This is a genomic window from Agromyces zhanjiangensis, from assembly GCF_040496055.1.
Lineage (GTDB): Bacteria > Actinomycetota > Actinomycetes > Actinomycetales > Microbacteriaceae > Agromyces > Agromyces zhanjiangensis.
On the sequence record NZ_JBEPKB010000001.1, the window covers coordinates 87106 to 110035 of the forward strand.

The window sequence follows — 22930 nt, forward strand, 5'->3', positions numbered from 1 at the left end:
GTGACGCCGACATGGCACACCATACACATATCGACCGTGAGGACACCCCTCATGGCGCGGTGCGACGCGGGGAGGAAAGTCCCTTGCGGCCGTGCAGGACGAGTGGAGAATGGCCGCATGGACACGTCATCCGGCACCTACACCGCCAAGCTGATCGACGGACCACTCGAGGGGAAGACGGTCTCGACCGGCTTCCTCGACACCGGCGATCCGCAGCCGAGGATCAGCTTCCCCGGCGACGGCGGCAAGCACTACGTCTACTCCCGCGGCGCGGGGCTCGAGTTCGACGCACCGGGCGACGACCGGCCGTCGGCGGTCGAGTACCGCTTCATCGAGACCGTCTTCGACTGAGGCGGATGACCGAGGCGTGACGCACCACGTCGGTGCGCCACGCCTCGGCTCCACGTGCCGTCGCGGCTACACGTGCCGCTCGTCGACGCCGTCGTAGTGCGAGAGCGGGCGGATGAGCGCGTTCGACGCGGCCTGCTCGATGATGTGCGCGGTCCAGCCCGTGACCCGCGACGCGACGAACAGCGGCGTGAACGTCTCGGTGTCGTACCCCATCAGGTGGTAGGCGGGGCCCGACGGATAGTCGAGGTTCGGGTGGATGCCCTTGCGCTCGACGAACTCGCCCGACAGCGTGTCGTACAGTTCGGCGAGGTCGGGCCGCTCGTAGTGCGCGATGAGGGTGTCGAGCGAGGCCTTCATCGTCGGCACGCGCGAGTCGCCGTTCTTGTACACGCGGTGGCCGAATCCCATGATCTTGCGCTTCTCGGCGAGCGCGGCGTCGAGCCACGGCACGACGTTGCCCGCGTCCCCGATCTCGTCGAAGATGCGCATGACCGCCTCGTTCGCCCCGCCGTGCAGCGGGCCCTTGAGCGCGCCGATCGCGCCGGTCACCGCCGAGTACAGGTCGGACAATGTCGAGGTGATGACGCGGGCCGTGAAGGTCGACGCGTTGAAGGAGTGCTCCGCGTACAGGATCATCGACACGTCGAACGCGTCGACGACGACCTGGTCCGGGACCTCGCCGAACGACATGTGCAGGAAGTTCGCGGAGTAGCCGAGGTCGTCGCGCGGCGGAACGAGGTCCTGGCCGCGCCGCCGACGCTGGTCGTACGCGACGATCGCGGGCAGCGCCGAGAACAGCGCCATCGACTTGGCGAGGTTCGCCTCGCGGCTGGCGTCATCGGTCGTCGGGTCCGAGGCGCCGATGACGCTGACGGCCGTGCGGACGACGTCCATCGGGTGCGCGGTCGTCGGAAGCAGGTCGATCGCGGCCTTCACGTTCGGCTGCAGCGCCCGCCCGGCGCGCTCGGCGGCCCGGAACTCCGCGAGCTCCGCGGCATCCGGCAGCTCGCCGTGCCAGAGCAGGTACGCGACCTCCTCGAAGCGCTTCGTCGCGGCGAGCTGCTGCACCGGGTACCCGCGGTAGAGCAGCGAGTTCGTCTCGGGGTTCACCTTCGAGATCGCGGTCGTGTCGACCACGACGCCCGCGAGGCCCTTGCGGATCTCGGGTACGGGCGCCGGAGCGGTCATCGTGTCGGTCATGTCGTGCTCCTCTCCGGACCGCGCCTCAGCGCGCGACCGTGAAGTTGAAGATGGACGTGTCGAAGTGGTTGTAGCCCTCGTAGTCGATGAGCTCGTAGAGCTCGGCCCGGTGCTGCATCTGCGGGAGGAGGCCGGTGAGGGCGCCGGCATCCGTCAGCTCGTCGAGGCCGCGCTCGGCCGCGCCCATCGCGAGGCGCAGGAGCGAGACGGGCCAGATGACGAGGTTCATGCCGACGTCGGCGAGCTGCTGCACGGTGAAGAGCTCGCTCTTGCCGAACTCGGTCATGTTGGCCAGGAGCGGCACGTCGACCGCGGCGCGCATGGCCGCGAACTCCTCGAGCGAGCGCATCGCCTCGGGGAAGATCGCGTCGGCGCCCGCGTCGACGAGCGCCTTCGCGCGGTCGATCGCCGCGTCGAGGCCGTCGACCGCCGCGATGTCGGTGCGCGCCATGATCAGGAAGTTCGGGTCGCGACGGGCGTCGACCGCGGCGCGGATGCGCTGCAGCGCCGTGTGCTCGTCGACGACCTGCTTGCCGTCGAGGTGGCCGCACCGCTTCGGGTTGACCTGGTCCTCGATGTGGAGGCCGGCGAGACCCGCGTCCTCCATCTCCTGGACGGTGCGGGCGACGTTCATGGGCTCGCCGAAGCCGGTGTCGGCGTCGACGATCGCGGGCAGTTCCGTCGTCCGCGCGATCTGCTTCGCGCGGCCGGCGACCTCGGTGAGGGTCGTCAGGCCGATGTCGGGCAGGCCGAGGTCGGCGGAGAGCACGGCGCCCGAGATGTAGACGCCGTCGAAGCCCTTGCGCTCGATGAGTCGGGCGGAGAGCGGGTTGAACGCACCGGGGAAGCGGAGCAGCTCGCCGCTCGCGAGACGCTCGCGGAAGCCGGCTCGCTTGTCGGCCGGGGTGGTCTGGGCGTACAGCATGGGTCCTCCTAGAAGATGCCGCGGGGCGTCTCGAACTGGGCGAGCACGCCGGGTGCGGCGACGATCGTGAGTTGGCCGAGCTCGTCGGGGCCGAGCTGCGGGAGCCGCTGGGCGACGTCGAGGAAGCGCTCGATCTCGGCCGCCTCGAGCACGCCATCGGCGAGCGTGCGGAACTTCTCGACGTACTGCTCCCGGCCGAACGGCCGGGCGCCGAGCGGGTGCGCGTCGGCCACCGCGATCTCGTCGACGATGGTCTCGCCGCCGTCGAGCGTGATGACGACGCGGCCGCCGAAGGCCTTCTCGGCGATGTCGAGCGAGTGGTAGCGACGCGTCCACTCCGGGTCCTCGACCGTGGTGACCTTGCGCCACAGCTCGACGGTGTCGGGTCGGCCGGCGCGCTCCGGGGCGTACGAGTCGACGTGGTGCCACGTGCCGTCCTGCAGGGCGACCGTGAAGATGTACGGGATCGAGTGGTCGAGCGTCTCGCGCGAGGCGGTCGGGTCGTACTTCTGCGGGTCGTTCGCACCGGAGCCGATCACGTAGTGCGTGTGGTGCGACGTGTGGATGACGACGCTCGCGATGCGCGACGGGTCGCCGACGAGCTCGGGGTGCTCGCGGTGGAGCTTGCGGGCGAGGTCGATCCACGCCTGCGCCTGGTACTCGGCCGAGTGCTCCTTCGTGTAGGTGTCGAGGATGGCGCGCTTCGCCTCGCCGGCCACGGGCAGCGGCACCTCGTACGAGGCGTCGGGCCCGTCGAGGAGCCACGCGATGACGCCGTCCTCGCCCTCGTAGATCGGCACCGGGCTCGTCTGCCCGCGCATCGCGCGGTCCACGGCCTCGACGGCCATCTTCCCGGCGAAGGCGGGCGCGTGCGCTTTCCACGTCGAGATCTCGCCCTTGCGGGACTGGCGGGTCGCGGTGGTGGTGTGCAGCGCCTGGCCGACGGCCTGGAAGATCGTCTCGGGGTCGAGGCCGAGCAGCGTGCCGATGCCCGCGGCGGCCGACGGGCCGAGGTGGGCGACGTGGTCGATCTTGTGCTTGTGCAGCGAGATGGCCTTAACGAGGTCGACCTGGATCTCGTAGCCCGTCGCGATGCCGCGCACGACCTCGCGGCCCGTGAGGCCGCGCTGCGATGCGAGGTGCTGCGCGACGGCGACGATCGCGGGGATGTTGTCGCCCGGGTGCGAGTACTCGGCCGCGAGGAAGGTGTCGTGGAAGTCGAGTTCGCGGACCGCGACCCCGTTCGCCCACGCCGCCCACTCGGGGCTCGTGCGGCGTGCCGGCTCGAGTCCGAACACGGTCGCACCGTCGCCGCCGACCGACACCGGGTGCGCGGTCGCCTGCGAGCGGGCCGCGACGATCGGCGCGCGCGTGAGCGACGCCGCGGCGACCGAGGCGTTGTCGATGACGCGGTTGACGACCATCTCGGCGACCTCGTCGGTCACCTCGACGGGGTCGGCGGCGACCTCGGCGATCTTCCAGGCGAGCTGGTCGGGGCGGGCGAGGTTCTCCTCGCTGCGGTGGACGCGCACGTGGTGGAGCTGCACGGTTCGGCCTTTCGGTTCGGTGTTCGCTTCGGTCGTTCGAGTGGTCGCCTGGCCCGGCGCGGGCCGGGCCGCGTCGACCGGGTGGTCGTGGGGGCGAGCGGATGCCTCGCTCACGCGACTCGCGGACCGTCGCCGACGTCGGCCGGCGGGGCGACCTCGTCGACGGGGGCGCTCGCGAGCGCGTTGGTGAGGCTCCGGTGGAGGTGGACGTGGGTCGCGTGCGACGCGAGTTCGGCGTCGCCCGCGAGGATCGCGTCGACGATGAGCTCGTGCTCGCCGGCGGCCGCCCGGAGTCGGTCGGGGTTGTGCCGGGAGAGACGGCGCATGCGCGCGGAGTGGAGCTGGACGCTTCGGAGCGCTCCACCGAGGAACGGGTTCGCGGCCGCCTCCTCGATGGCCCGGTCGAGGTCGTCGACGATCTCGAAGTAGCGCGTGAGTCCGGCCTCGCCCTCGGCGAGGAGTCGGGGCGCGTCGTGGAGCCGGTCGCGGATCGCGAGGAACGGGGCATCCGCTCGCCGTCTCGCCGCGAGGCCGGCAGCGCGGGCCTCGAGCGCCTCGCGGAGCTCGTAGAGCGCGACGATGTCCGAACGCGAGATCGCGGTGACGATGGTGCCGCGTGCGGTCGGCTCGACGAGGCCGTCGGCGGCGAGCCGGCGCAGCGCCTCGCGCACCGGCGTGCGGCTGACGCCGAGGCGGACCGACTGCTCGACCTCCTGGAGCACCGTGCCCGGGCCCAGCACGCCGTCGAGGATCTCGCCGCGGAGGGTGCCGTATGCCCGCTCACCAGCTCGCATGCGTTCCTCCCGTCTTCGTCGGCGACGACTCATGTATACACGGATCCCACTTCAGCCGCAATGCGCGGCGATATTCCTGCGAAGTTCCCGAGCGAGTCTCGACGATTCGGCGTTTCGTGTATACATTGGGCGCAAGTCCGTACCAGAGCCGGCACGGGCACGACCGCACGTCCCGAGGGCCCGCACCGGTGCCGACCTCGAGGGAGGAACGCGATGAGCACGACGACGAGCTACGCCGACGAGTACCGCCGCAGCATGGAGGACCCCGAGGGGTTCTGGTTGGACGCGGCCGACCTCGTCGACTGGATGCGCGCTCCCGCCCGTGCGCTCGACGCCGGCGCCGCCCCGCTCTACCGCTGGTTCCCGGACGGCACGCTGAACGTCAGCGCCAACGCGCTGGACCGCTGGGTCGCGGCCGGGCGAGGCGACCAGGTCGCACTCGCGTACGACTCCGCGATGACGGGTTCGAAGCGCAGCTTCACCTACTCGGAACTGCTCCACGAGGTCGAGCTGTTCGCGGGTGTGCTCGGGCGCAACGGCATCGAGCAGGGCGATCGCGTCGCGATCTACCTCCCCATGACGCCCGAAGCCGTCATCGCGATGCTCGCGTGCGCCCGGATCGGCGCGGTGCACTCGGTGATCTTCGGCGGGTTCGCCGCGAACGAGCTGGCCGTGCGCATCCAGGACGCGGCGCCGAAGCTCATCGTCACCTCCTCCGGCGGCCTGGAGCCCGGCCGGGTCGTCGAGTACCTCCCGATCGTCGAGAAGGCGCTCGCGATGATCGTCGGCGACCGATCCGTCGCGGGCACGCCGACGAGCTCGATCACCGTGGTCTCGGAGGACGAGCTGAGCGTCGAGGCCGTGATCGTTCGCAACCGCGAGGCGGTGCCCGGCGATGCCGCGGCGTTCGACGGACGCGTGGGCGTCCGCTGGCTCGACTGGGAGGACGAGCTCGCCCACGCCGAGCCGGTCGCGCCCGTCGAGCTCGCCGCGACGGATCCGCTCTACATCCTCTACACGTCGGGCACCACGGGCACGCCCAAGGGCGTCGTGCGCGACAACGGCGGCTATGCCGTCGCGCTGGCCTGGTCGATGAGGAATATCTACGACGTGCACCCGGGCGACGTGATGTGGACCGCGTCCGACGTGGGCTGGGTCGTCGGTCACAGCTACATCGTCTACGGCCCGCTCCTCGCAGGCGCGACGACCGTGCTGTACGAGGGCAAGCCGATCGGCACGCCCGACGCGGGCGCGTTCTGGCGGATGGTCGAGGAGTACCGCGTCAAGGTGCTGTTCTCGGCACCCACCGCCGTGCGCGCCATCCGTCGCGAGGACCCGTCGCTCGAGCACCTCGCCGGCTACGACACCTCGAGCCTCCAGGCCCTCTTCCTGGCGGGCGAACGACTCGACACCGAGACGTACCACTGGATCGACGAGGCGCTGCACTGCCCGGTGGTCGACCACTGGTGGCAGACCGAGACCGGCTGGGCGATCGCCGCCAATCCGCGCGGCATCGAACCGCTGCCCGTGAAGCCCGGCTCCCCCACCGTCCCCGTGCCCGGCTACCGCGTGGGCATCGTCGACGGGAAGGGCCGCCCCGTCCCGACCGGCGTCGAGGGCAACATCGTGCTCGAGCTGCCCCTGCCGCCCGGGAGCCTGCCGACCCTGTGGGGCGGCGACGAGAAGTACGTCGCCTCCTACCTCACCGCGTTCCCAGGGCACTACGCCACGGGCGATTCCGGGTACCTCGACGACGACGGGTACGTCTACGTCATGGGCCGCACCGACGACGTCATCAACGTCGCCGGCCACCGCCTCTCGACGGGCGGGCTCGAGGAGGCGATCAACGGCCACCCCGCGATCGCCGAGGTCGCCGTCATCGGCATCAGGGACGAGCTCAAGGGCCAGCGCGCGGCGGGCTTCGTCACGCTCAAGCACGGCACCGTCATCGAGCACGACGTCCTCGTCCGCGAGGTCGTCGCGCTCGTGCGCGAGACGGTCGGCCCGGTCGCGGCCTTCCGCGACGTCACCGTGCTCGACCGCCTCCCGAAGACGCGCTCCGGCAAGATCCTGCGGAAGACCATGCGGCAGATCGCCGACGGCGAGCCGTACAAGGTCCCCGCGACCATCGAGGACCCCGCCGTGCTCACCGCGCTCGAGGCCGCGCTCGGGCGCTGACCGGCCCGCGGAGGGGCCGCTCGGCGGACGGAGGCCGCGGGACGAAGGACCCCGCCCCCGCGGCATCCGCCCTGCCTAGGCTCGGGGCATGGAGGCGACGACGCCGTCATCGATCCACTGGCCCGTGATCCGGAAGGACGCCGCGGAGGCGGCCGTGCGCCCGAACCTCGTCGACTACGACGAGTCCCGGGCGAGCTTCGACTGGACGGACGCGCGGCGCGCGCTGTCCGGCCTGCCGGGCGGCGGGATCAACATCGCCCATGAGGCCGTCGACCGGCACGCCGCCGGACCGCTCGCCGAACGCGAGGCGCTCCGCTTCATCCGGGCGGACGGCTCGGTCCGCGCGCTGACGTATGCGCAGCTCGCGCACGAGGCCGGCCGGTTCGCGAGCGTGCTCCGAGGACTCGGCGTCGAACGCGGCGAGCGCGTGTACTCGCTGCTCGGCCGGCGCCCCGAGCTCTACGCCGCCGTGCTCGGCACCCTCAAGCACGGCGCGGTCTTCTGCCCGCTGTTCTCGGCGTTCGGACCCGAGCCGGTCAGGCAGCGCATGGAGATCGGCTCGGGACGCGTGCTCGTGACCACTCGGGCGCTCTACCGCCGGAAGGTGGCGCCCATCCGCGACGAACTGCCCGAGCTCCGGCACGTCCTGCTCGTCGACGACGGCGGTGCGACGGATGCCGCGCCCGAGCCCGGCACGCTCGACCTCGCCCGGCTGCTCGCCGAGGCGGCCGACGACGGCCCCACCGCGTCGACCGGTCCGGAGGACATGGCGCTGCTCCACTTCACGAGCGGCACGACCGGCCGCCCGAAGGGCGCCGTCCACGTGCACGAGGCCGTCGTCGCCCACTACGCGACGGGTCGGTTCGCGCTCGACCTCCACCCCGACGACGTGTACTGGTGCACCGCCGACCCCGGCTGGGTGACCGGCACCTCGTACGGCATCATCGCGCCGCTCGTGCACGGCGTGACCGCGATCGTCGACGAGGAGGAGATGGACGCCGACCGCTGGTACCGCATCCTCGCCGAGCAGCACGTCACCGTCTGGTACACGGCGCCGACCGCGCTGCGCATGCTCATGAAGGCGGGCACCGAGCGCATCGCCGGGTACGACCTGTCGGCGCTGCGATTCGTCGCGAGCGTCGGCGAGCCGCTGAACCCCGAGGTCGTCGTGTGGGGGCAGGAGGCATTCGGCCTGCCGGTGCACGACAACTGGTGGCAGACCGAGACCGGCGGCATCATGATCTCGAACTACCCGGCGATGGACATCCGACCCGGTTCGATGGGCCGGCCGCTGCCCGGCATCGAGGCGGCCGTGCTCGCCCGCGACGAGTCGGGGGCGGTCGTCGTGCGCGACGGCGAGGCCGTGCCCTGCGAGCCGGACGCCACCGGCGAGCTCGCACTGCGACCCGGCTGGCCGTCGATGTTCCGCGGCTACCTCCATGAGGAGGAGCGCTACCGGAAGTGCTTCTCCGGCGGCTGGTACCTCACGGGCGACCTCGCGCGCCGCGACGCGGACGGGTACTTCTGGTTCGTCGGTCGCGGGGACGACGTGATCAAGTCGTCGGGCCACCTCATCGGCCCGTTCGAGGTCGAGAGCTGCCTCATGGAGCACGAGGCCGTCGCCGAGGTCGCCGCGATCGGCGTGCCCGACCCGGTGGCCGGCGAGGTCGTGAAGGCGTTCGTCGAGCTGAAGCCCGGCCACGAGGCATCCGACGCCCTGCGCCTCGAGCTCATCGGCTTCGCCCGCAAGCGGCTCGGGCCGGCCGTCGCCCCTCGACTGCTCGACTTCGCGCCCGCGCTGCCGAAGACGCGCAGCGGCAAGATCCTGCGCCGGCTGCTCAAGGCCCGCGAGCTCGGCCTGCCCGAGGGCGACACGTCGACGCTGGAGGCCGGACGATGAACCCGCCGATGACCGCGGAGGAGCGCTCCGCCCTGATCACCGCCCGCCCCGATCGGGCTCTGGACCTGCTGCGGCAGATGCTGCGCGTGCGCCGGCTCGAGGAACGGTGCGTCGAGCTCTACTCGGCCTCGAAGATCCGCGGGTTCCTGCACGTGTACATCGGCGAGGAGGCGGTCGCGGCCGGCGTGATGTCGGCGCTGCGGCCCGACGACGCGGTCGTCGCCACGTACCGCGAGCACGGCCACGCGCTGCTGCGGGGCGTGCCGGCGACCGCGATCATGGCCGAGATGTTCGGGCACGCCGAAGGGTGCTGCCGGGGCCGCGGCGGATCGATGCACCTCTTCGACGCCGAGACGCGGTTCTACGGCGGCAACGCCATCGTCGCGGGCGGCCTGCCGCTCGCGGTCGGGCTCGCGCTCGCCGACAGGATGCAGGGCCGCGACCGGGTCACCGCCTGCTTCTTCGGCGAGGGCGCGATGGCGGAGGGCGAGTTCCACGAGAGCCTCAACCTCGCGGCCCTCTGGGACCTGCCGGTGCTCTTCTGCTGCGAGAACAACCTCTACGCGATGGGAACCGCGCTCGAGCGGTCGGAATCGCAGACCGACCTCGCGCTCAAGGCCGCGTCGTACGAGGTCGCCTCGTGGGCCGTGGACGGCATGGACGTGCTCGCCGTCGAGGAGTCGGCCCGCCGGGCCGTCGATGCGGTGCGGTCGGGAGGCGGGCCGCACTTCATCGAGTTCCGGACCTACCGCTTCCGCGCCCACTCGATGTTCGACCCCGAGCGGTACCGCGAGAAGGCGGAGGTCGAGCACTGGATGGAGCGCGACCCGATCGAGTCGCTGAAGGACGAGCTCGAGGCATCCGGCCACCTCGACGCCGACGCCTGGGCCTCGATCGGACGCGAGGTCGACGCCGAGGTCGACGCGGCGGTCGAGTTCGCCGAGGCGGGCTCGCTCGAGCCGGTCGCCGACCTCGCACGCTTCGTCCACAGCGAGCCGAGCGCGCCATGAGGACCACGTATCGCGAGGCGATGCGCGCGGCGATGCGCGACGCGATGGAGCGCGACGAACGCGTCTTCCTGATGGGTGAGGACGTGGGCCGGTACGGCGGCGGCTTCGCCGTGAGCCTCGGCCTGCTCGAGGAGTTCGGCCCGCAGCGCGTGCGCGACACGCCCCTCTCGGAGGCCGGGTTCGTCGGCGCCGGCATCGGCGCGGCGCTCGGCGGCATGCGGCCCATCGTCGAGGTCATGACCGTCAACTTCAGCCTGCTCGCGCTCGACCAGATCGTGAACAACGCCGCGACGCTGCTGCACATGTCTGGCGGGCAGTTCAACGTGCCGCTCGTCATCCGGATGACGACGGGCGGCGGACGCCAGCTCGCCGCGCAGCACTCGCACAGCCTCGAGGGCTGGCTCGCGCACGTGCCCGGCCTGCGCATCGTCGCCCCGGCGACGCTCGAGGATGCCCGAGGCATGCTGTGGACCGCGCTCGAGGACCCGGACCCGGTGCTGGTCTTCGAGCACGGCTCGCTGTACAACGTCGCGGGCGAGTTGGCGGATGACGCGGGGCCGGTCGACATCGACCGCGCCGCGCTGCGCCGAGACGGCGCCGACGTCTCGATCATCACGTACGGCGGGACGCTCCCGATGGTGCTCGCGGCGGCCGACGCCCTCGCCGACGACGGCATCGAGGCGGACGTGCTCGACCTGCGCACGCTCCGGCCGCTCGACGACGAGGCGATCCTCGCCACGGTGGCGAAGACCCACCGCGCCGTCGTCGTCGACGAGGGATGGAGGAGCGGCAGCCTCTCGGCCGAGATCAGCGCACGGATCACGGAGTCGGCCTTCTACGACCTCGACGCACCCGTTGCGCGGGTGTGCAGCGAGGAGGTGCCGGTGCCGTACGCCAGGCATCTCGAGGAGGCCGCGCTCCCGTCGGTGGCGCGCGTGGTGGCGGCCGCGCGGGCGGCGGTCGGTGCGGACGAGGCGGTGGCCGGACGTGCCTGAGCTGCGGATGCCGTCGCTCGGCGCCGACATGGAGCACGGCAAGGTCGTCGAGTGGCTCGTGAAGCCCGGCGACTACGTGCACCGCGGGGATCTCGTCGCAGAGGTCGACACCGAGAAGACCGTCATGGAGATCGAGTCGTTCGAGGATGGCGTCATCGCCGAGTACCTCGTCGACCTCGGCGAGACGGTCCCCGTCGGCACGCCGATCGCGAGGATGACGGGCACGCCGGCGGACGTCCCTGTCGAACCGGCCGCGTCGGGCGAGGACGGCGCCGAGCCGACGGACGGCACCGTCGGGACTCCGGCGATCGCACCGCCGATCCGGCATCTCGCCCACCAGCTCGGCGTCGAGGTCGAGGGGCTGCACGGGACCGGGCGGCACGGCTCCGTGACCCGGGCGGATGTCGAGGCTGCGGCCGCCGCGATCGCACGGGACGCCGGGCCGGAGCCGCCGCCGGTCGAGCCGGTTGCGGCGACCGCTCCCGGTCGGGCGTCGCGCGTGCGCTCGTCGCCGCGCGCCCGCCGACTCGCCGCCGAGCTCGGCATCGACCTCGGTGCCGTGGTCGGCAGCGGCCCGGGCGGCGCGGTCACCGAGGCCGACCTGCACCGCGAGGCGGGGACTCGCGGCGCGGCGGATGCCTCGCTGCCGCCCGCGTCTGCATCGGCGGAGACGCCGTCGGCGGGCGCGCCGTCGGCGGGGGCGCCGTCGCAGGCGGAGCGTGGTCGCCGTCGCCCCGGCGGCTCGGGGACCGACCGAGCGAGTGCGGCGCGCGCCGACGCGGGCGCGACCTCAGCGGCCGAGCGCACGGCGAGCCTCCGCCGGGCGATCGGTTCGCTCATGGCGCGTTCGAAGCGCGAGATCCCGCACTACTACCTCAGCACGACGATCGACCTGGGTCGGGCCCTCGACTGGATGCGCGAGGCGAACGCGGGCCGCCCGCTCGCCGAACGGCTGGTCCCCGCGGCACTGCTCCTGGCCGCGAGCGCGCGCGCCGCGCGCGACGTGCCCGAGATGAACGGATTCCTCGTCGAGGGCGAGTTCCGGCAGAGCCCTGAGGTGCACCTCGGCGTCGCCGTCGCGCTGCGCGGCGGCGGACTCGTTGCGCCTGCGATCCACGACGCGGACCGCCTCCACCCCGACGAGGTGATGGCCGCACTGCGCGATCTCGTCGCACGCGCGCGGGCCGGGCGCCTGCGGCGTGCGGAGATGACCGATCCGACGATCACGGTCACGAACCTCGGCGAGCTCGGCGTCGAGTCGGTCTTCGGCGTGATCTACGCGCCGCAGGTCGCCCTGGTCGGCTTCGGTCGTGTCGTCGAGCGGCCGTGGGCCGAGGGCGGGCTGCTCGGTGTTCGCCCCGTCGTCACGGCGACCCTCTCGGCGGACCATCGCGTGAGCGACGGGCTCCAGGGCGGGCGATTCCTCGCCCGCATCGACGAACTGCTCCAGAAGCCGGAGGACCTGTGAACCGGATGGATGCCCGGGCGGCCGTGCTCGCCGCCCTCCACGAGATCGCCCCGGACGTCGAGGCCGACGACCTCGACTCGAACGCCCGACTGCGGCAGGACCTGGAGCTCGACTCGCTCGACTTCCTCCGGCTGCTCGAGGTGCTCGCCGGCTCGACGGGCGTCTCGACGCCCGAGGACGACTACCGGGACCTCACCACCGTGCAGTCGCTCGTCGACTACGTCGCGGCCCGCGGCTGAGGCGTCCGCGGCGGCGCCCCCGCCGCTCGTGCCGGCGATCGGCCCGCCGAGCGACGCCACCCCGACCGATCGGTCGCGGCGCTCGCCGTCGGCATCCGGCATCCGGCATCCGGGCGTCCGTCAGCCTTCCCATCCCGGCGGCCCGGCGCGTGCCGACGCCGTCGCGCGAATCGGACCGTGGGCGACCGCGACCGAGACGACCGCGACGGGCCCTTCGACCCGGCAGTCCACGAGCGTCGCGGCGTTGCGCCGCGCGAGCTCGCCCGCCAGCGGGCACGGCTCGCCCGCCACGGCGCCGCTCAGCGCGTCCGCCGCGGCGAGCGCCGACGCGTCCGCCGCGTTCGCAGCCCGCTGCGAGGCCACTGACGTACCGAGCATGCCCACCGACGCGACGGCGAGGGCCACGACGACCCCGAGGATCGCGACGGCGGCGACCGTCGCCGACCCCGAGTCGTCCGTGAACGCACCGTTGCGACGGACGCCGGATGCGACGTCGGCTCTCACAGTCCGCCCCGCATCGCACACGACGTGGCGCGGACTTCGAGCGCGCCGAGCACCCCGCTCGGGCTCGCCGACAGGGTCGCGCAGACGAACGCGCCGTCGACGACGACGCTCAGGCTCGATCCGCCCACCAGCCGCCCCGCGATGCCGGTCGCCGTGTCGACCGAGTCGCCGCGCCCGAGGGCGCGGGCGGCGTCGGCGGCGGCGTCCTCGAGGCGCACCTGCAACGCGACCGCGTGCACCGAGGCCAGCGCGGCAGCGAGCACGAGGGCGATCGCGGGCAGCGCGACGGCGAACTCGGCCGTCACGCTGCCCCGCTCCGGGTCAGCCGACCGTGAGCGCATTCCGCACGAGGTCGGTGAGGATGCCCCGGACCTCGTCACCACGGAGGATGACGACGAGGAGGCCGGCGAAGCCGACGGCGGCCATCGTCGCGACGGCGTACTCGGCCGTCGCGGCGCCGCGCTCGCCGGCGACGCGAGACGCGAGCGCCGTGAGCCACCGGCGTGCGGCGCCCCTGAGCGGGCGGAGCGCCGTGAGCCACCGGCGTGCGGCGCCCCTGAGCGGGCGGACCTCCCCGGCCGGACGGGTGATGGACGGTTCCTGGTGCATGCGGTACTCCTTCTCTCTGCCGCGCACGGCGGCGACGGGGGCACGAGTCGGGACGTCCTCACGCGGCACCGCCGAGCGTGCCGGAGACGACGGAGAACATGAGCGGGGCTACCCCGAGCAGCACGAACGCCGGGAGGACGCAACATCCGAGCGGGAGCATCAGCCGCACCCCGAGGCTCGCCGCACGGGCCGCCCCGTCGGCGCGCGCCGAGCCTCGGAGACGGGCCGCCTCGGCGCGGAGCAGGTCGGCGACGGGCGCCCCCGCACGCTCGGCGAGCGCGACGACCGGTGCGGCCGTACCCTTCGTCGCGGCACCGGGCAGGTGCTGCGCCGTCGCGTCATGCACGATCCGCTCGGCCCTGGCGACCGACGCGCCGCTCGCGAGGGCCATGGCGAGCAGTTCGAACTCGAGCCCGGCCGCGGGCTGCGCGACCTGGGCCCGCCGGATGAGCGCGCGGTTCCACCTCGCCCCGCCCCAGAGCAGCGCTGAACCGAGCGCGAGGCAGGCGAACCCGATCGGCCCTCCGAGGAGCACGCCGAGCGTGTCGAACCCGAGCAGTGCTCCGAACGCGATGGAGACCAGCGGCAACGACGCGACGAGTCGGGCGCTCGCCGCGGGCCCGGCGAGGAGCGCAGCGGCCTCGCGACGGAGTTGGGCCTCGTCGCGGAGGCTCGCGGCGATCATCGCGAGGCACCGCGCCAGCGGCGCGCCCGAGGCGTCCGCGACGGCCCATGCCGCGGCGAGGACGGCCCACGCCGGTGCGGCGCCGTCCGTCGCGGATCCGGCCGTGCCGATCGCCTCGGCGACCGACCTCCCGTCGGCGGCCGCGCGCGCCGCTCGGGCGACGAGCACGGCGTCGGCGGCACCGGCGGGGTCGCGACGACGCGCCTCGTGCCCGTCGGTCGTCGACACGTCGATCGCGGCCCATGCCGTCGCCGGGGCGAGCCCGGCCGAGAGCAGCGCGGCCACCCGCTCGGCGATCGCCGCCACCCGGTCGGGACCGACCGATTCGTCCGTGCGCTCCCGCGCGACCACGTGGGCGACGAGCCACGGCTTCCGGAACGTCAGCATGCGTCCACCTCCAGCCGGTCGCCGTCGAGGCGCAACCTGCCGATCCCGGCGACGCGGCGCCGCCCGCCGACGCGCTCGAGGTGGACGACCATGTCGAAGGCGCTCACCGCCTGCCGGGCGACCGCCACCGCGGCCATTCCGACCGTGGCGCCGAGCGCCTCCAGCCGCGCCGGCACGTCGGCCAGCGAGTTCGCGTGGAGCGTGCCGGCACCACCGTCGTGCCCCGTGTTCAGCGCCGCGAGGAGATCGCGGAGCTCCGGGCCGCGGCACTCCCCCACGACCAGGCGGTCGGGTCGCATGCGGAGCGCCTCGCGGAGGAGCACGTCGAGGCCGATGCGTCCTGAGCCCTCGAGGTTCGCCTGCCTGGCCTCGAGCGACACCACGTGCGGATGGGCCGGCCGGAGCTCTGCGACATCTTCGAGCAGCACGATGCGATCACCGCGGGGCGCCTCGGCGAGCAGGGCGCCGAGCAGCGTCGTCTTGCCCGTTCCGCCGGCCCCGGTGATGAGGAGGTTCCTTCGCTCCGCCACCGCGTCGCGCAATCGTCGTTCCTGGTCCCCGTCGAACATGCCGGTGCGGGCCAGCGCGGCGAGGCTCGACCCCGCGTCGCGGGGCACGCGGACCGACAGCAGCGTGCCGCCGACCGACAGTGGCGGCAGCACCGCGTGGACGCGGATGCCGTCGCCCAGTCGGACGTCGACCGCCGGGGTCGCCTCGTCGATGTGCCGTCCGCCCCGGGCGATGAGGTGCACCGCGAGCGCGCGGACCTCGGCCTCGTCGGCCCGCCAGCCGGCATGGTGCTCGGGCCCGGCGCCTCGGTCCACCCAGAGCCCGCGCTCGCCGTTCACGAAGAGGTCGGTCACGCCGTCGGCCGCGGCGAACGGCGCGAGGGGGCCCAGCGCCGCGACGTCGGGCGCGGTCGCCGGCTCCGTGCGCGAAGCCGTCGGAGAATCCACCGACCGCTCCGCTCCCCCGCGCCTCCGCTCGGAGTCGGGCGGCGCCCACTCGCTCGCGGCCGCGCTCTCCCAGGAGGGGACGGGGACGAACGCGGCGGGCATGGGCACGACGCTAGGCGCGTCCCGGATCGGTTCCGGCCCGGGATGGCCGGAGACGAGACGAGCTCCCCGCCACGCCGTTGTGGAGGAGAGCTCGTGCTGTCGGCATCGCACGCCGATTAAAAGAAGGGGGCGGCACCCATTGGGGGGAACAGGTGCCGCCTCGGCAGCGCACGGATTGGGGGGAATCGCGAGCGCTGCAGGCCTCGAATCGAATTTGTTCGGGCGTACATCAGTGTATGGGGTGGAGATCCATGCGCAAGTACTTTTTGTCCTCATTTGTGCGGACGCACAGAAATCTCTGCGAGATCCTCCAGTCGCTGGTCGGATATCGACGGAAACGAGTGTGGAACGGACCCCAGACGACGGTTTCCGCACCCGGTCGGACCCGTCACCGGAAAGCGACCTGATCGCCGGGCTGCACGCGCGGCCCCCTCGCGCCCCCTCGCGCCAGCCCAGCGTACGCCCGCCGACACCGTTCCGCACGCGACACACGCAGCGAAACATCGGGGAGCGGGCGCTATGGTGCTGTGTGGGGCAGGCGACCCGTCATCTGAACACTTCGCGAAGGAGCGATCGCACCACTATGAACGCGCAGATCGATCACGCGCTCGAGGAGATCCGGCGCTTCCGCCCGAGTCCCGAGTTCGCCGCCCAGGCCGTCGCCGACGAGGGCCTCTACGACGCCGCTCGTGCAGACCGGCTCGCATTCTGGGCCGACCAGGCCCGCACGCTGCTCGACTGGGAGAAACCGTTCACCCGCACGCTCGACTGGTCGAACCCGCCGTTCGCGAAGTGGTTCGACGACGGCGAACTCAACGTCGCCGTGAACTGCCTCGACCGCCACGTCGACGCCGGTCTCGGAGACCGGGTGGCCCTGCACTGGGAGGGCGAGCCGGGCGACTCCCGTGACATCACCTACGCCGAACTGACCGACGAGGTCAAGCGCGCGGCGAACACGCTCACCGACCTCGGCGTCCGCGAGGGCGACCGCGTCGCCATCTACCTGCCGATGATCCCCGAGGCCGTCGTGTCGATGCTCGCGGTGGCGCGCCTCGGCGCGATCCACTCCGTCGTGTTCGGCGGGTTCAGCGCCGACAGCCTCGCGTCGCGCATCGACGACGCCGAGGCATCCGTCGTCATCACCGCCGACGGCGGCTACCGCAAGGGCCGCGTGTTCCCGCTGAAGCCGGTCGTCGACGAGGCGCTCGAGAAGTCGGCCGGCAGCGTCCGGAACGTGCTCGTCGTCCGTCGCGGCGAGAACGAGGTCGATTGGAACGCCGACCGCGACGTGTGGTGGCACGAGAGCGTCGCGACCGCGTCGAACGAGCACCAGGCGCAGGCATTCGAGGCGGAGCATCCGCTCTTCATCCTCTACACCTCGGGGACGACCGGGAAGCCGAAGGGCATCCTGCACACCTCGGGCGGGTACCTCACGCAGGCGGCCTTCACGCACAAGAACGTGTTCGACCTGCACCCCGAGCGCGACGTGTACTGGTGCACGGCCGACGTCGGCTGGATCACCGGCCACTCCTACGTCGTGTACGGCCCGCTCGCGAACGGAGCGACCCAGGTGCTCTACGAGGGCACGCCCGACACGCCGCACCCCGGCCGCTGGTGGGAGATCGTCGAGAAGTACGGCGTCACGATCCTCTACACGGCGCCCACGGCCATCCGCTCGTTCATGAAGCTCGGCCGCCAGATCCCCCACGAGTTCAACCTCCGGACGCTGCGCCTGCTGGGCTCGGTCGGCGAGCCGATCAACCCCGAGGCGTGGATCTGGTACCGCCACGTCATCGGTGGCGGGTCCATCCCGGTCGTCGACACGTGGTGGCAGACCGAGACCGGCGCGATCATGATCTCGGCCCTGCCGGGCGTCACCGACCTGAAGCCCGGATCGGCGCAGGTCCCCGTCCCGGGCATCTCGATCGACATCCTCGACGACGACGGCACCGAGGTCGAGGGCGAGGGCGGAGGCCTCCTCGTCGCGACCGAGCCGTGGCCGTCGATGCTCCGCGGCATCTGGGGCGACCCGGAGCGGTTCAAGGAGACCTATTGGGAGAAGTTCGGCGACAAGTACTTCGCCGGCGACGGCGCCCGTCGGGACGAGGACGGCGACATCTGGCTGCTCGGCCGCGTCGACGACGTCATGAACGTCTCGGGCCACCGCCTGTCGACCGCCGAGATCGAGTCGTCGCTCGTCGCCCACCCGTGGACCGCCGAGGCCGCGGTCGTCGGCGCCTCCGACGAGACCACCGGCCAGGCGGTCGTCGCGTTCGTGATCCTCAAGGCCAGTCAGGTCTCGCACGCCACCGACCCGTTCGAGGCGAGCGAGGAACTGCGCAAGCACGTCGCGACGCAGATCGGTGCGATCGCGCGACCGCGGCAGGTCTTCATCGTCAACGAGCTGCCGAAGACGCGCTCGGGCAAGATCATGCGGCGTCTGCTGCGCGACCTCGCCGAGGGCCGCGAGGTCGGCGACACGACGACCCTCGCCGACACCTCGATCATGGAGGTCATCAGCGCCCAGGTGCGCTGACCCGTACGAACAGCGGATGCCGCGGCCGGGGTTCCGGCCGCGGCATCCGTCGCCCCGGCGGGCACGGTGCCCGCGGGCGCCTACGCGAACTCGACCACGATCTCGACCTCGACCGGCGCATCGAGGGGCAGCACGGCCACGCCCACCGCCGAGCGGGCGTGCCTGCCGGCATCCCCGAAGACGTCGCCGATGAACTCCGACGCGCCGTTCACGACGCCGGGCTGGCCCGTGAAGGCCGGGTCGGACGCCACGAAGCCGACGACCTTCACGACGCGCGTGACGCGCTCCAGCGACCCGAGTTCGGCCTTGACCGCGGCGAGCGCGTTCAGCGCGCAGAGGCGCGCATACTCCTTCGCGTCGTCCGCGGGCACGAGGCCGTGGCCGTCGCCCACCTTCCCGGTCGCGGGCAGGGCGCCCGCGACGAAGGGCAGCTGGCCCGAGGTGAAGAGCAGGTTGCCCGTGACGACGGCGGGCACGTAGGCGGCGACCGGAGCCGCGACGGCGGGAAGCTCGACGCCGAGCTCGGCCAGGCGGCTCTCGACGGCGCCCATCAGGCGTCGCCCTCGAACTGCTTGGCGGCCTGCGCGGCCGCCGCCTGGCCTGCGGATGCCGCAGCCGACGACTCGCCGCCAACGGGGCGCTTGAGGTAGGCGACGAGCCCGCCCTCCGGACCCTGCACGACCTGCACCAGCTCCCAGCCTTCGGAGCCCCAGTTGTTCAGGATCGCTGCGGTGTTGTGGATGAGCAGCGGGGTGGTGATGTACTCCCATGCGAGCATGGCGACTCCTCGGTGTCGGAACGGGCGGCTATTCTGAGGCTCGAGGCCGTGGGCGCTGCGGCCCCTCGGCATGCCGGATTTTGCCAGCCTTCCTCAGTTAGGCTCCACTCTATGTCTGCCCAAAATCGAACGATGAGCGATGCCGCCGCGGGAATCCTCGGCTTCGTCGGCATGAGCGCACTCGCCGGTGTCCTGGTCACCGCCGCGGTCACCCCTGCGCTCGCCGTCACGGGCATGGCCGCGAACAACAGCATCAACATGTTCGAGAACCTCCCGGCGTACCTCAAGATCGGCGCGCTCTCGGAGAAGACCGACATCTACGCGATCCGCTCCGACGGCTCGGAGGCGCACCTCGCGTCGTTCTTCGACGAGGACCGCGAGGAGGTCGAGTGGGACGCGATCAGCCAGTACGCGAAGGACGCCGCGGTCGCCGGTGAGGACCCGCGGTTCTACGAGCACGGCGGCATCGACATCCAGGGCACGGTGCGCGGCGCGGTGAGCACCGTGACCGGACGCGACGTCCAGGGCGGGTCGTCGATCACGCAGCAGTACGTCAAGAACGTGCTCATCAACAACGGCGTGAACGCGGCGCAGACCGAGGAGGAGAAGGACGCGGCCTACGCCGAGGCGACCGAGGTCTCCGCCGAGCGCAAGCTCAAGGAGATGCGCTACGCCATCGCGCTCGAGAAGGAGTCGACGAAGGACGAGATCCTCCGCGGCTACCTGAACATCGCCGCGTTCGGCGGTCGCGTCTACGGCATCGAGTCGGCCTCGCAGTACTACTTCGGCACCACCGCGAAGGACCTCACGCTCGCCCAGGCGGCGAGCCTCATCGCGATCGTCAACCACCCCGAGAAGTTCCGCCTCGACCGCCCCGACAGCGAGGACAACGGCGCGAAGACCGTCGTCGACGGCGAAGAGGTCCCGTACGCCGCGAACAAGCAGCGCCGCGACTACATCATCGACGAGATGCTCGAGTACGGGAAGATCACGCAGGAGGAGCACGACGCGGCGCTCGCCGAACCGGTCGCCCCGAAGATCACCGAGCCGAGCACCGGCTGCCAGACCGCAGCAGGATCCGCGTACTTCTGCGACTACGTCGCGAACGTGATCCGCAACGAGTACGACGACCCCGAGACGGAGGACGTCAACGAGGGCTCCGTGCTCCTCCAGCAGCGCGGCCTGAAGATCTACACGACGCTCGACCTCGACCTCCAGAACCGCGCGGAGACGGCCATCGCCGAGAACATCCCGTTCAGCGACCCGCGGTTCGACGTCGGATCGGTCGCCGTGAGCGTCGAGCCCGGCACCGGCCGGATCCTCGCGATGGCCCAGAACAAGAAGTACTCCGCCGACCCCGAGGTGCTCGAGAGCAGCGCCGAGTACTCGGCCGTCAACTACAGCACCGACTACGACTACGGCGGGTCGAGCGGCTTCCAGCCGGGCTCGACGTACAAGGTCTGGACGCTCGCCGAATGGCTGAACGAGGGTCACTCGCTGCTCGAGTCGTTCAACGGGTCGAAGCGCGCCTTCACCCAGTTCACGAACTCGTGCGACGGCGACTTCGTCGGCTCGTACGAGCCGAACAACGACGACTCGACGAACGCGAACAACGCCGTCGAGGCGACCAAGTGGTCGGTCAACTCGAGCTTCATGGCGATGGCCCAGCAGATGGACCTCTGCAACATCAAGAAGACCGCACAGGCCTTCGGGATGCACCGTGCCGACGGCGGCGACCTGCAGATGAACCCGTCCGACGTGCTCGGCACGCAGGAGATCGCCCCCCTCACGATGGTCGCGGGATTCGCGGGCATCGCGAACGACGGCAAGACGTGCACCCCGATCGCGATCGACCGGATCGTCGCATCCGACGGCGAGGAGATCGCCCCGCCGAAGTCCACGTGCACCCAGTCGGTGACGGCCGATGTCGCCCACGCCATGCAGTACGCGATGCAGCAGACCTTCGCAGGCGGCACCGCCTCGCAGTCGGAGACCTACACGGGCGTGCCGCACATCGGCAAGACCGGTACGACCGACTACGCGTTCGACACGTGGATGAACGGTGCCAGCAAGGAGGTCGCGACGGCGGTCTGGGTCGGCAACGTGACGGGTGGCGACAACCGCACGAGCCTGCGCTCGATCGACTTCGCGAGCGGGTACGGCGCGTCGGCACGTCACCGCATCTGGAGCTCGATCATGACGGTCGCCGACAACAAGTACGGCGGCGGCGGGTTCACCGAGCCGAACGCCGAGTTCTTCAAGCAGGTCCTCGTCGACATCCCGAACGTCGCGGGTCTCAGCGTGGACGCCGCGAAGCAGGCGATCGAGGCCGCGGGCTTCCAGTTCGAGCAGGGCCCCGAGGTCGACAGCGACCAGCCCAAGGGCATGGTGGCGGGGACCGACCCGTCCGGTCAGGCCGGGCGCGGTTCGCTCATCCGGGTCCTCATCAGCAACGGCAAGGTGTCCGGCGTCCCCGACGTCAGGGGCATGGACCGCGACTCGGCCGAGTCGACGCTGAAGGATGCCGGCTTCAAGGTCCAGGTCCGCGAGGAGGACACCACCGATCCGAACCAGGACGGCGTCGTCATCTCCCAGTCGCCGGACGCGGGAGCGCAGGCCAAGTCCGGTGATCGCGTGACCATCGTGGTGGGCAAGCTCTCCGCAGGTGGCCCGACGCCACCCGGCGGGAACGATGGCGGGGGCAACGACGGGTGAGCCCTCGAGCCTCCGGCGCCGCCACGCAGATCGCCACGGCGGTCGGCGTGGCGGCGCTCGCCGCATTCGCATGGGGAAGCCTCGTCGAGCGCACGCGCTGGACGCTCCGCCGGGTCGACGTCCCGGTCCTCCCCGCCGGGTCCGAGCCGATCCGCGTCCTGCACGTCTCCGACCTGCACATGGCGCCCTGGCAGACCTCGAAGCAGGAGTGGGTCGCCTCGCTGGCGGCGCTCCGACCCGACCTCGTCGTCAACACGGGTGACAACCTCGGGCACGAACGCGGCATCGAGGGCATCCGACGGGCGTTCGCGCCGTTCGGCGGCGTGCCCGGAGTCTTCGTCAACGGCTCGAACGACTACTTCGGGCCGGTGGTGAAGAACCCGTTCGGGTACTTCGGCGGCCCCTCGCGCCAGGTCGCCCGCGCGAAGCGACTCGACACCGCGGCGCTCCACGAGTTCTTCGGCGAACTCGGCTGGACCGACATCGACAACGCCGCGACCAGCCTCGACCTGCGTGGCACCCATCTCGAGTTCTTCGGCGTCGACGACCCGCACCGCGGCTACGACCGCCTCGACCTCATCACCGCCGCGATCGACGACCTGCGTTCGGAGGATCCGCTCGGTGACGAGGAATGGCCGGACCGGCCGACCGCAGCCGCGCCCAGGCCGACCGTGACGGTCGGGGTCACCCATGCGCCCTACCAGCGCGTGCTGAACTCGTTCGTGACGCACGGCGCGCAGCTCATCCTCGCCGGCCACACCCACGGCGGACAGGTCTGCCTGCCGGGATACGGCGCGCTCGTCGCCAACTGCGACATCCCGCGTAAGCAGGCGAGCGGTATGAGCGTGTGGCGCCACGGGCTCCGCACGGCGTTCCTCAACGTGTCCGCCGGCCTCGGCACGTCGATCTTCGCTCCCGTGCGATTCGCCTGCCCGCCGGAGGCGACGCTGCTCACGCTGACGGCCGCTCGCTGACGGCTTCAGCCGTCACCCGGGGCGGTCCGCGGGTGGTCAGCGGCGCCGGAAATATCCGCTATCCTTGTTGAGGCCCA

Annotated in this window: 21 protein-coding genes; 10 read left to right on the forward strand and 11 right to left on the reverse strand. The window is 72.0% G+C overall.

The features are described from left to right. Window positions 1–117 precede the first annotated feature (117 nt). Entirely contained in the window at window positions 118–351 is a 234-nt protein-coding gene (locus ABME02_RS00390; RefSeq protein ID WP_154344670.1) for a hypothetical protein, read from the forward strand. 66 nt (window positions 352–417) lie between these two features. Here ABME02_RS00390 and ABME02_RS00395 read toward each other — a convergent pair whose 3' ends face one another. From ABME02_RS00395 to ABME02_RS00410, 4 genes are all read right to left on the reverse strand, one after another. Continuing rightward, complete coding sequence (locus ABME02_RS00395) at window positions 418–1551, reverse strand: bifunctional 2-methylcitrate synthase/citrate synthase (protein WP_353813283.1); 1134 nt, start codon at window positions 1549–1551, stop codon at window positions 418–420. Window positions 1552–1576: 25 nt separating this feature from the next. Further along, window positions 1577–2476: a methylisocitrate lyase gene (gene prpB / locus ABME02_RS00400; protein ID WP_353813284.1), complete on the reverse strand. Its 900-nt coding sequence runs from the start codon at window positions 2474–2476 to the stop codon at window positions 1577–1579. A gap of 8 nt (window positions 2477–2484) precedes the next feature. Further along, entirely contained in the window at window positions 2485–4023 is a 1539-nt protein-coding gene (locus ABME02_RS00405; RefSeq protein ID WP_353813285.1) for an MmgE/PrpD family protein, read from the reverse strand. 110 nt (window positions 4024–4133) lie between these two features. After that, the gene (locus ABME02_RS00410; protein ID WP_353813286.1) at window positions 4134–4817 is read right to left on the reverse strand and encodes a GntR family transcriptional regulator; all 684 of its coding nucleotides are present in this window, start codon (window positions 4815–4817) and stop codon (window positions 4134–4136) included. A gap of 213 nt (window positions 4818–5030) precedes the next feature. Between ABME02_RS00410 and ABME02_RS00415 the strand changes: the two genes are divergently transcribed. The 6 genes from ABME02_RS00415 (at window position 5031) to ABME02_RS00440 (ending at window position 12607) form a co-directional block, all read left to right on the forward strand. After that, window positions 5031–6995 (forward strand): AMP-binding protein, encoded by a 1965-nt coding sequence (locus ABME02_RS00415; RefSeq protein WP_353813287.1) that lies wholly within the window; start codon window positions 5031–5033, stop codon window positions 6993–6995. Between the two features lie 88 nt (window positions 6996–7083). Continuing rightward, window positions 7084–8895 carry an acetate--CoA ligase gene (acsA, locus tag ABME02_RS00420; protein WP_353813288.1) on the forward strand — a complete coding sequence of 604 codons (1812 nt, stop codon included), beginning with the start codon at window positions 7084–7086 and terminating at the stop codon, window positions 8893–8895. Window positions 8896–8903: 8 nt separating this feature from the next. Further along, a complete protein-coding gene (gene pdhA, locus ABME02_RS00425) occupies window positions 8904–9905 on the forward strand; it encodes a pyruvate dehydrogenase (acetyl-transferring) E1 component subunit alpha (RefSeq protein ID WP_353813289.1) in 1002 nt (333 codons plus the stop codon). Then, the gene (locus ABME02_RS00430; protein ID WP_353813290.1) at window positions 9902–10900 is read left to right on the forward strand and encodes an alpha-ketoacid dehydrogenase subunit beta; all 999 of its coding nucleotides are present in this window, start codon (window positions 9902–9904) and stop codon (window positions 10898–10900) included. The genes pdhA and ABME02_RS00430 overlap by 4 nt, the downstream gene beginning before the upstream one ends. After that, on the forward strand, window positions 10893–12368 hold the full coding sequence (locus ABME02_RS00435; protein WP_353813292.1) for a dihydrolipoamide acetyltransferase family protein: 1476 nt from the start codon (window positions 10893–10895) through the stop codon (window positions 12366–12368). The genes ABME02_RS00430 and ABME02_RS00435 overlap by 8 nt, the downstream gene beginning before the upstream one ends. Window positions 12369–12373: 5 nt before the next feature. Continuing rightward, on the forward strand, window positions 12374–12607 hold the full coding sequence (locus ABME02_RS00440; protein ID WP_353813293.1) for an acyl carrier protein: 234 nt from the start codon (window positions 12374–12376) through the stop codon (window positions 12605–12607). Window positions 12608–12727: 120 nt separating this feature from the next. Here ABME02_RS00440 and ABME02_RS00445 read toward each other — a convergent pair whose 3' ends face one another. From ABME02_RS00445 to ABME02_RS00465, 5 genes are read right to left on the reverse strand one after another with little or no spacing between them, the layout of a single operon-like run. Beyond that, complete coding sequence (locus ABME02_RS00445) at window positions 12728–13111, reverse strand: Rv3654c family TadE-like protein (RefSeq protein ID WP_353813294.1); 384 nt, start codon at window positions 13109–13111, stop codon at window positions 12728–12730. Continuing rightward, the gene (locus ABME02_RS00450; protein WP_353813295.1) at window positions 13108–13416 is read right to left on the reverse strand and encodes a TadE family type IV pilus minor pilin; all 309 of its coding nucleotides are present in this window, start codon (window positions 13414–13416) and stop codon (window positions 13108–13110) included. Before ABME02_RS00450 ends, ABME02_RS00445 begins: the two co-directional genes overlap by 4 nt. Before the next feature lie 16 nt (window positions 13417–13432). Continuing rightward, complete coding sequence (locus ABME02_RS00455) at window positions 13433–13720, reverse strand: DUF4244 domain-containing protein (RefSeq protein ID WP_353813296.1); 288 nt, start codon at window positions 13718–13720, stop codon at window positions 13433–13435. 58 nt (window positions 13721–13778) lie between these two features. Further along, on the reverse strand, window positions 13779–14792 hold the full coding sequence (locus tag ABME02_RS00460) for a type II secretion system F family protein (protein ID WP_353813297.1): 1014 nt from the start codon (window positions 14790–14792) through the stop codon (window positions 13779–13781). After that, window positions 14786–15850, reverse strand: coding sequence for a TadA family conjugal transfer-associated ATPase (locus tag ABME02_RS00465; RefSeq protein WP_353813298.1), 1065 nt, complete (start codon window positions 15848–15850; stop codon window positions 14786–14788). The genes ABME02_RS00460 and ABME02_RS00465 overlap by 7 nt, the downstream gene beginning before the upstream one ends. Before the next feature lie 583 nt (window positions 15851–16433). On the opposite strand from ABME02_RS00465, the gene acs reads away from it, so the two are divergent. Then, entirely contained in the window at window positions 16434–18386 is a 1953-nt protein-coding gene (acs, locus tag ABME02_RS00470; protein WP_353813299.1) for an acetate--CoA ligase, read from the forward strand. An 80-nt stretch (window positions 18387–18466) separates the two neighbouring features. Here acs and ABME02_RS00475 read toward each other — a convergent pair whose 3' ends face one another. Together ABME02_RS00475 and sp36 are read right to left on the reverse strand one after the other, a co-directional pair. Continuing rightward, window positions 18467–18937 carry a RidA family protein gene (locus tag ABME02_RS00475; RefSeq protein ID WP_353813300.1) on the reverse strand — a complete coding sequence of 157 codons (471 nt, stop codon included), beginning with the start codon at window positions 18935–18937 and terminating at the stop codon, window positions 18467–18469. Beyond that, window positions 18937–19164, reverse strand: a complete 228-nt coding sequence (gene sp36, locus ABME02_RS00480) for a Sp36 family protein (RefSeq protein ID WP_353813301.1) — start codon at window positions 19162–19164, stop codon at window positions 18937–18939. The genes ABME02_RS00475 and sp36 overlap by 1 nt, the downstream gene beginning before the upstream one ends. 132 nt (window positions 19165–19296) lie before the next feature. On the opposite strand from sp36, the gene ABME02_RS00485 reads away from it, so the two are divergent. Then, window positions 19297–21879 carry a transglycosylase domain-containing protein gene (locus ABME02_RS00485; protein ID WP_353813302.1) on the forward strand — a complete coding sequence of 861 codons (2583 nt, stop codon included), beginning with the start codon at window positions 19297–19299 and terminating at the stop codon, window positions 21877–21879. Next, window positions 21876–22853 carry a metallophosphoesterase gene (locus ABME02_RS00490; RefSeq protein ID WP_353813303.1) on the forward strand — a complete coding sequence of 326 codons (978 nt, stop codon included), beginning with the start codon at window positions 21876–21878 and terminating at the stop codon, window positions 22851–22853. Before ABME02_RS00485 ends, ABME02_RS00490 begins: the two co-directional genes overlap by 4 nt. Window positions 22854–22930: the final 77 nt, after the last annotated feature.